This window comes from Caloramator australicus RC3, assembly GCF_000297115.1.
GTDB lineage: Bacteria > Bacillota > Clostridia > Clostridiales > Caloramatoraceae > Caloramator > Caloramator australicus.
The window spans coordinates 116,236-130,565 of the sequence record NZ_CAKP01000096.1 but is presented as its reverse complement, the minus strand read 5'-3'; the positions used below and the strand labels follow the sequence as shown (position 1 = coordinate 130,565).

The 14,330-nt window shown below is 33.3% G+C and carries 14 protein-coding genes; 1 reads left to right on the top strand and 13 read right to left on the bottom strand.

Features of this window, described 5'->3' with window-relative positions; all coding sequences use genetic code 11:
- Positions 1-893, bottom strand: an 893-nt coding sequence (locus CAAU_RS09480) for a transposase (protein WP_040306417.1), incomplete at its 3' end; no start/stop codon positions are given.
- Between the two features lie 185 nt (positions 894-1,078).
- Here CAAU_RS09480 and CAAU_RS13975 point away from each other — a divergent pair.
- The gene (locus CAAU_RS13975) at positions 1,079-2,005 is read left to right on the top strand and encodes a 3'-5' exoribonuclease YhaM family protein (RefSeq protein WP_008909218.1); all 927 of its coding nucleotides are present in this window, start codon (positions 1,079-1,081) and stop codon (positions 2,003-2,005) included.
- A 12-nt stretch (positions 2,006-2,017) separates the two neighbouring features.
- Here CAAU_RS13975 and CAAU_RS09470 read toward each other — a convergent pair whose 3' ends face one another.
- From CAAU_RS09470 to cobA, 12 genes are all read right to left on the bottom strand, one after another.
- Complete coding sequence (locus CAAU_RS09470; protein ID WP_008909217.1) at positions 2,018-2,647, bottom strand: V-type ATP synthase subunit D; 630 nt, start codon at positions 2,645-2,647, stop codon at positions 2,018-2,020.
- Positions 2,648-2,651: 4 nt separating this feature from the next.
- Positions 2,652-4,016, bottom strand: a complete 1,365-nt coding sequence (locus CAAU_RS09465; RefSeq protein ID WP_008909216.1) for a V-type ATP synthase subunit B — start codon at positions 4,014-4,016, stop codon at positions 2,652-2,654.
- A gap of 1 nt (position 4,017) precedes the next feature.
- Positions 4,018-5,781 carry a V-type ATP synthase subunit A gene (locus CAAU_RS09460; RefSeq protein ID WP_008909215.1) on the bottom strand — a complete coding sequence of 588 codons (1,764 nt, stop codon included), beginning with the start codon at positions 5,779-5,781 and terminating at the stop codon, positions 4,018-4,020.
- 11 nt (positions 5,782-5,792) lie between these two features.
- Positions 5,793-6,359: a V-type ATP synthase subunit E gene (locus CAAU_RS09455; RefSeq protein ID WP_008909214.1), complete on the bottom strand. Its 567-nt coding sequence runs from the start codon at positions 6,357-6,359 to the stop codon at positions 5,793-5,795.
- A gap of 10 nt (positions 6,360-6,369) precedes the next feature.
- A complete protein-coding gene (locus CAAU_RS09450) occupies positions 6,370-6,678 on the bottom strand; it encodes a V-type ATP synthase subunit F (RefSeq protein WP_008909213.1) in 309 nt (102 codons plus the stop codon).
- A gap of 4 nt (positions 6,679-6,682) precedes the next feature.
- Positions 6,683-7,099 (bottom strand): ATP synthase subunit C, encoded by a 417-nt coding sequence (locus CAAU_RS09445; protein WP_008909212.1) that lies wholly within the window; start codon positions 7,097-7,099, stop codon positions 6,683-6,685.
- A gap of 4 nt (positions 7,100-7,103) precedes the next feature.
- Positions 7,104-9,065, bottom strand: a complete 1,962-nt coding sequence (locus CAAU_RS09440; protein ID WP_008909211.1) for a V-type ATP synthase subunit I — start codon at positions 9,063-9,065, stop codon at positions 7,104-7,106.
- A 10-nt stretch (positions 9,066-9,075) separates the two neighbouring features.
- Positions 9,076-10,122 carry a V-type ATPase subunit gene (locus tag CAAU_RS09435; protein ID WP_008909210.1) on the bottom strand — a complete coding sequence of 349 codons (1,047 nt, stop codon included), beginning with the start codon at positions 10,120-10,122 and terminating at the stop codon, positions 9,076-9,078.
- A gap of 8 nt (positions 10,123-10,130) precedes the next feature.
- Positions 10,131-10,448, bottom strand: a complete 318-nt coding sequence (locus tag CAAU_RS09430) for a hypothetical protein (RefSeq protein ID WP_008909209.1) — start codon at positions 10,446-10,448, stop codon at positions 10,131-10,133.
- A 179-nt stretch (positions 10,449-10,627) separates the two neighbouring features.
- On the bottom strand, positions 10,628-11,902 hold the full coding sequence (gene hemL / locus CAAU_RS09425) for a glutamate-1-semialdehyde 2,1-aminomutase (RefSeq protein ID WP_008909208.1): 1,275 nt from the start codon (positions 11,900-11,902) through the stop codon (positions 10,628-10,630).
- Positions 11,899-12,867 carry a porphobilinogen synthase gene (hemB, locus tag CAAU_RS09420; protein WP_008909207.1) on the bottom strand — a complete coding sequence of 323 codons (969 nt, stop codon included), beginning with the start codon at positions 12,865-12,867 and terminating at the stop codon, positions 11,899-11,901. Before hemB ends, hemL begins: the two co-directional genes overlap by 4 nt.
- Positions 12,860-14,326, bottom strand: coding sequence for a uroporphyrinogen-III C-methyltransferase (cobA, locus tag CAAU_RS09415; RefSeq protein ID WP_008909206.1), 1,467 nt, complete (start codon positions 14,324-14,326; stop codon positions 12,860-12,862). Before cobA ends, hemB begins: the two co-directional genes overlap by 8 nt.
- Positions 14,327-14,330 lie beyond the last annotated feature (4 nt).

The following is a 14,330-nucleotide window of genomic DNA, read 5'->3' as shown; positions in this document are numbered from 1 at the left end:
AAACCAGCATCACAAATGACATTACCAGTTGATGTTAAGTTCTTTTTCTTAGTGCCACGCTTATTTAAGGGGATGAAGGCATGACCTTTAAGGGTATTACGAATGAAATCATGATTTTGTTTTGAATCATAGCCTTTATCAGCAATAATGTAACTGCCTTCAAGAGAAAACCACTCATTTGTGGTAGCAAGGATTTCTATAAGATTAGAAACTTCATTAACATCAGCAGTAGTAGTAAATTCAGCAATAGGGAGACCAGATATAGCATCACAAATAACATGATTTTTGTAACCCCAGTAGAATTCATATTTTTTCTTTGAGTTATTAGGCTTATCCTCAGAAGCTTTAACATTGATGGAGTTATTGGCAGTATGAACTCCTAACTTACAATCTTTATCAGAAGAAGGTGGATTATTTTTAGAAAATTTGTTTTTTGAAAAGGACTTAGGATTATTAAATTTAGTATTAGCCTTAACGGGAGTAGCATCAACAGAAATAAATTTGTTATCAATAAAACCTAACTCTTTAAGAATATTAACTTGATTTTTCATGATTTCTTTAAGATAAGAGTTAGACAAATTTTTAATGAATCTTTGAAAAACTGAGTAAGAAGGTAAAGGCTTAAGGATATCGAACCCACAAAGCTTAGCAATGATTAAATTATTTTCTAAGAAATCTTTAAGTTCAGTAACTTGAGCAAATTTTTCACATTTCATGACAATAAAGGCTCTGAAAAGAGCATGGCGAGAAAACCCAGTAGGGCCGTATTTAGAGGGGACCTTATCTGGTAATGGAGATAAATCAAGATTTTCAAAGAGGGTTGTATAAAAATTGATAAGTTTTTGAGAAGTAAAAAATTCAATAATGTTAAAAATTTCTTGACGTTGATACATAGAGATTTCCTCCTTTTTGTTGTTAAATTGAATGTTGTTATATTAATATAATTCGACAAAAAAGGAGGAAATCCTATGAAATATATTTGTGAGTGATAAAAAAATTTAGCCATAGCAGGCTAGTAATTTCAAGGCTTTAAAATTATGCTCAAGGCTATATGTATAATATAATTCGAGGTGATTTTATGCAGCTAAATGTAAATCAAAAATTTGAAAATATAGCTGTTGCTGTAAGGCAAATAACTAGAAAAACCGACCAAAACAACAAAAACTACTATCATCTTCAAGTTAGCATAGGCCTTAAAAACTATGACTCTAAAATCTGGAACGATGATGAAAAAATCGGTGAAGAAATTATCCCTGGGTGTCTTGCCTATATATCAGGAATAGCAAGGGATTTTAAGGGCAGCCTTCAGCTGCACATAAACAGCATCCAAAGAATATGGAATCCCTCGCAGGAACTTTTAAACTCAATTCTTCCATCAGGCTATGTTAATGAAAACGATATGGTTCTTGAGATAAATAATATTATATCAACTATAAGCAATCCTTTTATAAAAACCCTTTTAGAAAACATATTTGCAATGCCAGATGTTAAAAAACACTTTTATAAAAAGGCAGCAGGTGCAGAAATACATCATGCCTACCAAGGTGGCCTTGCACAGCATACGATAGAGGTTGTAAAGCTTATTCAAAGCTACTGTAAAATATTTAGCTACATTAAATACGACATAGCCGTTGCTGCGGCACTACTTCATGACATCGGTAAAATATATGAACTTTCAAGCTTTCCCGAAAACAAATATACAACTAAAGGACGTTTACTCGGCCATATTTCCCTTGGTGCAGACCTTGTAAGCAGGGCAATTAGCGAAATAAAAGATTTTCCAAACGATTTAAAATACGACCTTATCCACTGTATTCTATCCCACCACGGAACCCTTGATATGGGCTCTCCGGTTCTTCCCATGACAATAGAAGCAATAGCAGTCCATAACGCCGATAAAGCAAGTGCAGAAATAAACGCATTTCATCTTGCAATAGAAAGGGATACCGGCCTTGACGGCTGGACAGAATATAACCCTACTTATAGAAGAAGTATAAAAAAATAAAAGCTACCCCCTTTAGGGGGTTTTTTGCTTCTTTAATCTTTTTTTCTTTACAACCTTAAGCCTAAAAAAGTCCTCCCTATCCTTCTCCTCAAGGACCTCCTGAATGGATTTTACCAAGTTTTCATATTTGGGTATTTGTATATTTTCAAGGGCATTTGCCCTCCTTTGAGTCTTTTTAATATCATGGGCAAGCCTAAAGACTGCATTTTCAATCTCTGCAAGTTCAAATAATAAAAGTTTTACCTCTTGAAACTTAGTAAAGGCAACATCAAGGGCTGAGTTGGTCTGGTAAAAACTATAGCTTGGCCTTTCCATCTCCTTCGAATGCTTTACTATAGGAACCTCAACCCCCATAACGCTTTTAAAAATAATCTCAAACTCCTCCACCTCAGGAACAGTCGACGCAATATCCTCAACAAATTGAATCCCCATAGTAATGTTTGCCATTTGAAGGGCCTCATAGGCCTCTTTAAACAGCTCATTTACCCTTTTTTGTATTTCCTTTGACTTATCCACAAGGCCCATTATTTCCCTTATTAAGACATTCCTTTTCTGATCTAAAAGTTCAAATCCCTTTTTTGAAAATTCTAAGGATGATTTAGCCTTCATAAGATTGGATTTGGTAGGGGCTATATTTTCCATCTAATCACCCCTTATAATATTTATCCAAAAGTTTTGGTTCTATTCTATCAAGTTCATTCTTGGGAAGGATGGATAAAATAGACCAGGCTAAATCGATTGACTCTATAATACTTCTTTCCTCATAAAAATCATGTTTTAAAAATTTATCCTCAAAGGCCCTTCCAAATTCCATATATTTTTTGTCTATACTTGATAGCTCATCCTCCCCTATAACCTGGGCAAGGGCCAAAACCTCTTGATATTTTGTATAGGATGCAAAAACTTGATTTGCAACAGAAGGATGATCCTCCCTTGTATATCCTTCACCTATACCATCCTTCATAAGCCTTGAAAGGGATGGAAGAATGTTTATAGGAGGATATATATTCCTTTGATATATTTCTCTGCTTAGAACTATTTGTCCTTCGGTTATATATCCTGTAAGGTCTGGGACAGGATGGGTTATATCATCATTTGGCATTGTAAGGATTGGAATTTGTGTTATTGAGCCTTTAGAACCTTCAATAATTCCTGCCCTTTCATATATAGAGGCAAGGTCGGAATATAAGTATCCTGGATAACCCTTCCTTCCAGGGACCTCCTCCCTTGCAGAGGATATCTCCCTTAACGCCTCACAATAACTTGTCATATCGCTTAAAACCACCAAAACATGCATATCCTCATTAAAGGCAAGGTATTCTGCAGCCGTAAGGGCACACCTTGGGGTTACGATCCTTTCAACAACAGGATCATCAGCAAGATTTAAAAACATTACAACCCTCTCTAAAACCCCTGACTCCTCAAACATTTTGGTAAAATAATGGGCATCATCATGCTTTATTCCCATAGCACCAAAAACAATGGCAAAATTTTCCCCATCTGCTATTTTGGCCTGGTTTATAATCTGAGCTGCAATTTCGTTATGAGGAAGTCCATTTCCTGAAAATATTGGAAGCTTTTGTCCTCTAATTAATGTTGTAAGAAGGTCTATTGCTGAAATACCCGTTTGGATGTAGTTTCTTGGATATTTTCTTGCAACCGGGTTTATCGGTCTTCCGTTTACATTCATTTTAATTGGAGAAAATATAGGCCCTCCACCATCAATCGGAACTCCAAACCCATTAAATATTCTCCCTAAAATATCCTTTGATAGGCTAATTTCAAGAGGCTTTCCAGTAAATTTAACCGCAACATCCTTTACAGATAGCCCTGATGTTGTTTCAAAAACTTGAATTATTGCCTTATCCTCATAAAGCTGAACTACCTTCCCATGCTTTATTCCATCCCTTGTTTTTATTTCAACTATTTCATCATAGGAAACATCTTCAACTTCGGATAGGATTAAAAGTGGTCCCTCTATTTTTTCTACATGTAAAAATTCCTTTTGCATATCAATCACCTTCATAGGACTTTAAAATTTGGCTGAATTCTTCCTCTATATTTCTTTGTAAATTATCAAATTCATCTTTATATTCATTAGGAATAGAGTATTTCATCTTTAATATTTCACTGTAGCCCTTCATCTGTCTTATTTTTCCTATTGGAACTCCCTTTTTAATAGCAAATAGTGCCTTGTCATAAAATAGCTTAATCATCCTTAGCATATTATATTGCTTATGTAAAGGAACATAGGTGTCTTCGGGATGGTAGGCATTTTGCTGGAGAAAGCCTATTTTTATAAGCCTTGCAACCTCTAAAATTAACCTTTGGTCGTCCGGAAGAACGTCCTCTCCAACAAGTTTTACAATTTCTAAAAGCTTATTTTCCTCCTGAAGAACCTTTAGCATTTCTCCCCTTAGCTTAAAGAAATCTTCGCTGACATTTTTCCTATACCAATCATTAAGAAGGGACAAATACCCGCTATAACTTGATAGCCAATTTATAGCCGGATAATGCCTTGAATAGGCAAGATTTCTATCAAGACTCAAAAATACACTTACAAACCTTTTTGTATTTTGAGTAACAGGCTCTGAAAAATCGCCTCCAGCTGGAGATACAGCCCCAATTATAGAAACAGAGGCCTCTTTGCCTGAAAGGGTTTCAACATACCCGGCCCTTTCATAAAACTCCGCAAGCCTTGAAGCAAGATAAGCAGGATAGCCTTCCTCTGCCGGCATTTCCTCAAGACGCCCTGATATTTCCCTTAGGGCCTCCGCCCATCTTGATGTTGAATCTGCCATTATTGCAACGTTATATCCCATATCCCTAAAATATTCCGCAATAGTAATGCCTGTATATATCGACGCTTCCCTTGCAGCAACTGGCATATTTGATGTATTGGCAATAAGGATGGTTCTATTCATAAGAGGAAGATTGGAATTAGGGTCAATAAGTTTTGGAAAATCCTCCAAAACCTCCGTCATCTCATTTCCTCTTTCACCGCAGCCAATGTAAACAATAACATCGGCATCGCTCCACTTAGCAAGCTGATGCTGAGTCATGGTTTTTCCTGTTCCAAATCCTCCTGGGATTGCTGCAGTTCCCCCCTTTGCAATAGGGAAAAAGGTATCTATTACTCTTTGACCAGTTATAAGGGGCTTTTCGATTGGGAATCTCCTTTTTACCGGCCTTGGAATTCTAACCGGCCACTCCTGATACATCTTAAGTTCATATTCTTTATCATCCTGCAGCTTTAAAATGACATCCTCAATACAGTATTCACTATCTGCTGCAACATATGTTACCCTCCCCTTTACTTTAGGAGGAACCATAATATAATGCTTTATAAGGGGTGTTTCCTCAACATAGGCAAAGGGCTGTCCTTCTTCAAGATATTCTCCTTCTTTTACTAAAAAATTGACTTTCCATCTTTTGTTAGGATCTATCGAGATAAGCCCTATTCCCTCGTTTATAAAATTTCCACTGTATTCCTTTATTTTATTTAGTGGCCTTTCTATGCCATCAAATATATTTCCAATTATTCCAGGTCCAAGTTTAACGGATAAAGGTTTACCTGTAGGATAAACAAATTCACCAATTTTAAGTCCTGCCGTCTCTTCGTAGACCTGGACTGTTCCAAAGTCTTCATAAATAGAAATCACTTCACCTATTAATTTTTTCTCACCAACTGCCACCATTTCCCTCATTCTAAAATTTTTCATGTTTTTTGCTTTAATTACCGGACCGTTTATATATGTTATAATCCCGTTATCCATAATCCCACCACCTAAAGATTAGAAAAAAGTATCTGGCCTATTTTTTCCTTTTTATCCTCCATTAATGCCTTCAAAGAATGATCTATTCTTATCCTATTTTCATCTTCCAAAATAAATCCTCCAATTAAGCTATCATCAAATTCAACTTTAAATCCATTTAAATAAGGCTTTAATAATTCAAAGTCTTTATTGGTTAAAATCAATTTAAAATTTTTATTTTCAAGAGCCTTTTTCAAACTATCCAAAAGCCAATCTTTATATTGATTGCTTTTAGTATATTCTTCTAATTTTATCTTTAAATCCTCAAAAAACTTATTAAAAACTTCATCCCTTTTTTTAAGAAGTATTCTTTTCTCCTCATATTTTGCCTTTGATACAATCCTTTGTGCCTCTTCGTTAGCCTTTTTTATCCTTTCATCCCTCACCCTATTGAATTCCTCTTCAAACTCCCTTTTCTTTTCCTCTATAAGGTTTTTAAATCTCTCGTTAAATCTTTCAATTTCCTCTTTATTTTCCTTCTCTATTTTTTGATAAACAAGCTCTGTAAACAGCCTTATCTTTTCTTCAATAGTTACCATATAAATCACCTCAGATTTTTATCCCAACGGACTCTTTAATATACTTAACAAGATAATCATCATCCCTTATGCTGCCTTTTCTATTTGGAATTTCAATTATAAGCGGCATTTCCTGATTGATCTTTACCTCATTTACAAGGTGTCTTATCTTCGAAGCCAATCTTTCAGTTAAAACTATTATTCCAATTTCCTTATCCTTAATTGCCCTTTTAAACTCTGCCTCTCCTTCCTCCTTCGAAGAAACTAAAACACCCTTTATCCCAGCAAGTCTCATTCCAACCAAAGTATCATGGCTGTCGGAAATCAAAAATATTTTCATGATATCACCTTAGTCTTCCTAATATCATTATTGAGATTATAAGCCCATATATTGCAATACCTTCTGCAAGACCAACAAATATTAAAGTTTTTCCAAGTATTTTAGGATCCTCCGAAACAGCCCCAAGGGCAGATGAACCTACCGCACCAACAGCGTATCCTGCACCTATTGCAGCAAGCCCTGTGCTAAGTCCTGCAGCAATAAAACCTAATCCCGCTGCTCCGTTTCCTTCAGCTGCAGCATGGGCAACCTGAGGAATCGCCATAATTATAAAGGCAGTTAAAATGGCAACAAAGGATGATACGTTTAGCTTTAAATGCTTTTTAAATTCATCCTTTTTCATATTATCCTTTAGAGCTAAAACTCCCTTTGTAAGTGTAAAAATAACTATTAGTGTTGCTAATATAACAAAGATAAACATTTTATTACCCCCTTATGCTTATTGGTGTATATTCATATCCATTTCCTTTAAAGAATTTGCTAAAAAGTTCATAGTATTCAAGCCTTAGACCTTGAATAAACACTATAAGGCCCTCAAGCCCTATAATTACTAAGTTTCCTAAAACAAGCATTAAGGCGCTTGCAACTCCATTTCTAATCATTTCAGCAATGGTTTCAAAGGCTATAAACAGTCCGACATGGTTTATTGCAAAGGCTCCAACCCTTATAAAGGATAATGTATTAGACAGGATACTAAGTAAAGTTTCAAGGATACCAAAACCTTCTTCAATATAGTAATCCGATGCCGAATGTCTATAGAGCCTTTTTTCTCCCTTTATTAAATTTGCAAGAGGCTCTTTAAAAAATATTAGAAGAAGATTAAAAATTAAAAGGAAAAGTATTGCCCCGCTTGAGATTATAGGTCTTATATTTTCAACCTTTACAATGATGTAGTAGAGTAAAAGCCAATAAAAAGCTAATCCCGCAACCCCATTTCTACTAAAGAGCCCTTCTTCAATATCTTTATTTCTAAAGCAATTTACAAGGTTATATATAAAGCCTACAGAGAGCAAAATCACGCCAAAGGCAATCGAATAAATCAACATTTTCTCTATTTCAATCATAGGCTTTACTACATATGTTTTAAGAACATCTTCAAATCCAAATATACTTCCATAGATAAAGCCAAAAAATGTTGAGCTTATCCCAAGTCGTGCCAGAACCCCACCAAGATTAGGTCTTCTTTTTCTTCTATTCAAAAATTCGCCAATCAAAAACAGAACAAGTCCCTGTCCCACATCTCCAAACATAGCACCAAATAAAAGCATATAACTAATCCCAACAAACGAAGTTGGGTCAAGTTCGTTATAAGATGGAATTCCATAAAGTTTAACTATGGATTCAAAGGGCCTTAACAGATATCCATTTTTTAAATACGTTGGGGGTGCAAGTCCCTCTCTAATCTCCTTAATTGGTTTGTATATTATAATGAGCTTTTCCTCTAAATCTTCTAAACTCCTTTTAACCCTTCTTTTAAAAACTGCGGGAACCCAACCTGAAAGATAAAAAAATTCATTGGTTACAGCAATATTTTGTTTGATCTCTTCTATCCTATTTTCCATAACAAGCCTTGAATAAAATTTTTCTATCCTTTCGAAATTAGCTTCTTTTATCTCCGATATATCATCGGTAAGCTCATTTATTCTTTTTTCAATCTCTTGTTTTCTTTTTTCTATTTCCGCTAACCAATCCTTAGGGGTTCCTTCAAATTTAAACTTTATTTTGAATTCTTCAAAATTAATTGAGTTTAATATCTTTATCATCTCATTTTCAACGGCCTTTGGATAAAAAATCAAAATAAAGGAATAATCAGGATTTTGATTTATTTTTAAAACTATACCGGGTATATTTTCATAGTTTTTCTTAACTTTTTGAAGGTCATATTTATTTATCTTTCCTATCTTAAAATCTATAAACTCCATATTTAATATATCATTTATCCTAAAATTCAAATCCTTAAGGTGGATAATATATGTTATTAAATTGTCAAGTTCAGCCTCTTCCCTTTTAAGGTTTTCATATTCCTTAGACTTTTCTTTTATCATTTCATAAAGATTATTTATGAATTCTTCCTCTTCTTTAAACTTATATTCTTCCTTAAAATGTTCAAATTTTATCTTTTTCTTTGTGCCAAATATACCCGATATTAAATTGAATTTTTTCTCTATTTCTTTATAGTCATTTCTAAGATTATACGGCCTTATATAGTTGATATTTGCAATCGCATTTATATCCTCCACATTCATAATGGGGAAATTGTTTTCATTGATTTCGTTAATTGCGTTTAGCATATGGATAGATTCCGATAAAACTATCCTTTTGCAAACCTCATCTAAGTAATCAAAATGACCTATTATATTGATCATCTCCATCTTCGCAACTGCCATTTTCCCACCCCTAAATATTTCTTATAAGATATGTTTTCGCCTCATCAAAGCTCAAAGCATACCTTACGCATTCTAGCATAGAGATAATATCAAATATCTCAAATTCCTTTAACTCTAAAAATGCAAGAACTAAGGAGAGATTTAAGTTTCGTGTATATAAAATCTTTTTAATCTTATAAAACATAAATCTATTTATTCGCCTTTCCATGTAAATATCCTGTTTTGGATCTCCTTTGAATAAAAAGCTGTATGGGGTGTTCCTTGCCTTTGATAAAAACTCATCCATATCTTTTGTATAGCAGAATCCTTTAATCTTTTCATAATTAAATTTATTTCCAAAATCTATTGTGTAATTAAATATTTCTTCGGGAGTCAAATTAAAAAACTTCTTACTTCTATATATCCACTTTAAGTTCAAAAGATCAGCCAAACTTCCATATATTTCATTAAAGGCATTTTTATCTTCTTTACTAAGCTTTTTAGCACTGTCGTTAAGGATATTAAAATATGCTCTATCTATGGACATTTCAAATCTAAAAAGGTTTTCCCTTTCATTTCCATCGATTAATTTTTTTACATAAGGATAATATATCGTCCCATCTAAGGCCTCAATTAGTTCTGAAACCTTTTTTGCCTTTATTATTTTTTCCACATCGATAAATCTATATTTGCCTACAAATACTAAGCTCTCTCTAACCTCATCATAATTTTTTTCAACATGAATATTTCTTGCTATATTCTTAAGGTCAAATATTTCATACTTAATATAAAGGCATTTGATAAAGTTTCTAATATCGCCATAAAAATAATGGATAAGTTTATCAATATAACCTATCAAGTGTTTTTTTAGGACGATTTCTATTTGCCCCCTATGAAGTTCATAAGTATTAATCCCTTCGAATGCCTTCTTATAGGAAGTTCTTTCCTTAAGATAAGTTGCAATTTCTGAAGGTGTTCTTAAATTTAAAATATTTTTGTAATCCTCTTCCGTCAAAAATTCCCCCATCATAGCATGAACTTTAGCTGAAACTGCAGCATAAGTAGCGTTCTTATCCATAGTATCACCTAACTAAACAGTTCATTAAAGGCTGAATTTAACAAATCTTCTTTTTTATTATCATAACTTTTTTCCAATTCTTTTCCCTTTTCTTCTGCCTTAAAAAGCAATTTTTCTGCTTCTTTTTTTGCTAAGACTATGATTTCTTCCTCTTCCTTTGCGATTTCATTTAGCCTTTCATCTATAATCTCCCTTTTTAGCCTTTCAATCTCCTCTCCTATCTGCCTTTTTTTGTTTTCAATTTCATTTTTAAACCTTTCCCTCATCTCAACAGCATTTTTGTCTATATGGATTATATTTTTTATAATACCTTCTAATTCTTCCATCCTATCGCCCCCAATTTAAACATAACTTTATTTTAATACTGTGAAATTTTATATACAAAAGCAATTTTTATTTATAAAATTTCTTATATTCTTATTATTCTGAAAAAATAACGTTTTATTAAGTATTTCTTTAAATATTAATAGATTTCGACATAAATAAAGTGCCCCATTTTAGGGGCTTAAAAGTTTATCTTATCTAAATCTTCAACAAACTTTTCTATATCTTCCTCTGTATGTTTTATAGATATAAACAAAGCTTCAAATTGAGATGGCGAAACATAATTACCCATTTTTATCATTTCCTCTGCGAATTTATTATAAATATTTATATTACATTTTTTAGCATGGGAATAATTTTCTACTCTATCTTGAGTTGTAAAAAATACTGTAAGCATAGATCCAGCCCTATTTATAACATGAGGCAAACCTTTTTTATTCAAAACTTTTCTTAGACTCTCCTCCAATAACAATCCCGTCTTCTCTAATCTATCATAAAAACTTTTTTTACTATCATAAATTTTTTTTAACGTTGCATAGCCTGCTGCCATCACAACAGGATTTCCAGACATAGTCCCCGCCTGATAAACAGGTCCTATAGGGGATAAATTCTCCATGATTTCCCTTCTCCCTGCATAAGCCCCACAGGGAAGCCCTCCTCCTATTATCTTTCCTAAGGTAACAATATCAGCCTCTACGCCATAAATTTCTCTTGCTCCTTTATAAGCCACTCTAAAACCTGTCATAACTTCATCAAAAATTAAAATAGCCCCATAATTAGTGCAAAGCCTTCTTAACTCCATTAAAAATTCTCGTTTAGACGGAACAACCCCCATGTTTCCAGCAATAGGTTCAACTAAAACACAAGCAATATCATCTCCATAAGACTCAAATATTTTCTTAATACCTTCTATATCATTATATTCCGCTATAATAGTATTTTTTATGCTATCAAGAGGAACTCCGGAGCTTCCTGGTATACCTTGAGTTAAAACTCCTGAACCCGCAGAAACAAGGAATCCATCATAATGCCCATGGTAGCACCCCATAAATTTAACAATTAAACTTCTGTTTGTATATCCTCTTGCTAGCCTAACTGCACTCATTGTAGCTTCTGTTCCTGAATTAACAAACCTAATCATATCGACACCAATCGTTTCACAAACCAAACTGGCAAGTTTTAATTCTAATTCTGTAGGAGCACCAAAGGCTATAGAATTTTCTAATGTTTGTTTAACAAATTCTAATACTTCTTCATCACAATGTCCAAGTATCATTGGACCCCAAGCTCCTACATAATCCACATACTTTTTGCCATCCTCATCATAAACAAATTGCCCTTTTCCCTTTTTTAGAACTGGAGGATTGATATTAAGTCCTTTAAAAGCTCTAACTGGACTATTTACTCCGCCTGGCATATATTTTAAAGATTCATTAAAAATCATTTCATTTCTCATTGTCTCCCTCCTATATACTTTGCAGCTTCAATGGCATGATATGTGATTATAATATCTGCCCCAGCCCTTTTTATAGAAGTCAGTATCTCCATAACAATTTTCATTTCATCTATATATCCAAGCTTTGCAGCCGCCTTTACCATAGCATATTCACCGCTTACGTTATATGCTGCAATAGGAACATCAAACCTATCCCTTGTCCATCTAATAACATCAAGATAAGATAAGGCAGGTTTTACCATAACTATATCTGCACCTTCTTCTATATCCGCCGCTATCTCTATCATGGCTTCCCTTATATTAGCAGGATCCATCTGGTAAGACTTTCTATCTCCGAATTTTGGAGCAGAATCAGCTGCTTGTCTAAAAGGACCATAAAAGGCAGAAGCATATTTAGCAGAATAAGCCATTATAGGAATATTCATATATCCTTCTCTATCTAAAGCTTCTCTTATTCTTTTTACTCTGCCATCCATCATGTCTGATGGTGCCACCATATCTGCACCTGACTTTACGTGAGAAAGAGCTATTTTTTCAAGATATTCTAAAGTTTTGTCGTTATCAACCTCCCCATCAACAATAATCCCACAATGTCCATGGTCTGTATATTCACACATGCATATATCAGTTATAACATAAAGTTTTGAAACTTCCTTTATTTTTCTAACCGCCCTTTGAACAACTCCATCGTCATAGTATGCATCTTTCCCACAATTATCCTTTTCTTTTGGAATTCCAAAAAGCAAAACACCTTTAATACCAGCTCTTTCAACTTCTTCTAAAATTTCTTCAAGTCTATCTATAGAATATCTATAAATCCCAGGTAATGATTGGACTTCTTCTTTTATATTTTCACCATCCTTTATAAAAATAGGATATATAAAATCCTCCTTAGAAAGCTTTGTTTCCCTTACAAGTGATCTTATATTTTCATTCCTTCTCAATCTTCTCGTTCTTTTAAACATCATATCCCTCCAACTTAAGTATCTTTTCTACTATCCCCTGGATAGTATATTTTTCTGCTACATAATTTGGAATACCATTATTTAAAAGTTCATTTGAAGTAATTGGTCCTATAGCAACCACCTTTTTACCCATTAAATAATCTTTTCCATAATTTTTTATAAAAGTCCTAACAATAGATGGGCTTGTAAATGTAAAATAATCGATATCATCTAACGGTATATTATGAGAATAAATTTCTTCAACTTTATATATAGGTATCTCAATGACTTTACATTTTCCTTCTAATGCTTCCTTTAGAAAAGGTCGTGCATTTAATGAGCGCGGAATTATTACTAAATCTTTTTCTTTAATCCTATGGCTTAATTTTTCATATAAATCTTCAGCTATAAATTGTTCAGGAACAATTTCAGGGACAATTCCCCTTTTAATAAGTTCCTTCTCCGTTTTTTCTCCTATACAAGCAAAAATGGCTTTAATATTTCTAATGTCAAATCTTAGTTTAACCAAATAATTAAAGAATATATTGACTGCATTTACACTAGTAAACAAAACATAATCTGCTTTCTTTAAATCCTCAATATAATTTTTTAAGTTTTCTTCAAGAGATTTTATTTTTAAAACATGCGTTTCCACAACCTCAGCTCCAAGCTCTAAAAACTTTTGCTTTAATTCTTCATTTTGTCCTTTTGGTCTTGTTATACAAATTTTTTTACCAAATAAGGGTTTCTTTTCAAACCAATTCAGCTTTTCTCTTAAATTAACCACTTCACCAATAACAATTAAAGCAGGCGAAGATAATTTTTCCTCTTTAAGCTTATCAATAATATTAGCAACCTCCGATACTACCACTTTTTGTCTTGCAGATGTTCCTTTAGAAATCACTGCACATAAAGTTAAGGGATTTATTCCATGTTTTAAAAGATTTTTTATAATATATTCTATATTTTCAAGTCCCATCAAAAAAACAAGTGTTCCATTAAGTTTTGATATAACCTTCCAATCATATGATAATGCATTTGCAGAATGACCAGTAAAAACATGAAAACTTTGTGATATGCCCCTATGAGTTATTGGGACTCCTGCATAGTTTAAAGCAGCTATCGCTGATGATATTCCTGGAATAACTTCAAATTCAATATTTTCTTCCTTAAGCCTTAATGCTTCTTCACCGCCTCTACCAAACACATAAGGGTCCCCTCCTTTGATTCTTCCAACTATATCCCCCTTTTTAGCAAATTTCACAAGCATATCGTTTATTTCATCTTGGGTCTTATAATGGCAGCCACTCTCTTTGCCGCAAAAAAAAATCTTACAATCATCTTTTAAAAAATTTAAAATATTTTTATTTACAAGCCTATCATATAAAACAACATTGCATTTTTCTAAAGCTTTTAAAGCCTTGAGAGTTATTAACTCTTCATCATAAGGTCCAACACCTATCAAATATACTTTTCCCATATTA

What these genes read in the sequence shown, in the direction of transcription:
- CAAU_RS09440 (WP_008909211.1), bottom strand. Translation starts at nt 9,065, where the DNA reads ATGGCAGTTGCGAAGATGGAGATGATCAATATAATAGGTCATTTTGAT.
- cobA (WP_008909206.1), bottom strand. Translation starts at nt 14,326, where the DNA reads ATGGGAAAAGTATATTTGATAGGTGTTGGACCTTATGATGAAGAGTTA.
- CAAU_RS09430 (WP_008909209.1), bottom strand. Translation starts at nt 10,448, where the DNA reads ATGGAAGAATTAGAAGGTATTATAAAAAATATAATCCATATAGACAAA.
- CAAU_RS09460 (WP_008909215.1), bottom strand. Translation starts at nt 5,781, where the DNA reads ATGGATAACGGGATTATAACATATATAAACGGTCCGGTAATTAAAGCA.
- CAAU_RS09450 (WP_008909213.1), bottom strand. Translation starts at nt 6,678, where the DNA reads ATGAAAATATTTTTGATTTCCGACAGCCATGATACTTTGGTTGGAATG.
- CAAU_RS09445 (WP_008909212.1), bottom strand. Translation starts at nt 7,099, where the DNA reads ATGTTTATCTTTGTTATATTAGCAACACTAATAGTTATTTTTACACTT.
- CAAU_RS13975 (WP_008909218.1), top strand. Translation starts at nt 1,079, where the DNA reads ATGCAGCTAAATGTAAATCAAAAATTTGAAAATATAGCTGTTGCTGTA.
- hemL (WP_008909208.1), bottom strand. Translation starts at nt 11,902, where the DNA reads ATGAGAAATGAAATGATTTTTAATGAATCTTTAAAATATATGCCAGGC.
- CAAU_RS09435 (WP_008909210.1), bottom strand. Translation starts at nt 10,122, where the DNA reads ATGGATAAGAACGCTACTTATGCTGCAGTTTCAGCTAAAGTTCATGCT.
- hemB (WP_008909207.1), bottom strand. Translation starts at nt 12,867, where the DNA reads ATGTTTAAAAGAACGAGAAGATTGAGAAGGAATGAAAATATAAGATCA.
- CAAU_RS09470 (WP_008909217.1), bottom strand. Translation starts at nt 2,647, where the DNA reads ATGGAAAATATAGCCCCTACCAAATCCAATCTTATGAAGGCTAAATCA.
- CAAU_RS09455 (WP_008909214.1), bottom strand. Translation starts at nt 6,359, where the DNA reads ATGGTAACTATTGAAGAAAAGATAAGGCTGTTTACAGAGCTTGTTTAT.
- CAAU_RS09465 (WP_008909216.1), bottom strand. Translation starts at nt 4,016, where the DNA reads ATGCAAAAGGAATTTTTACATGTAGAAAAAATAGAGGGACCACTTTTA.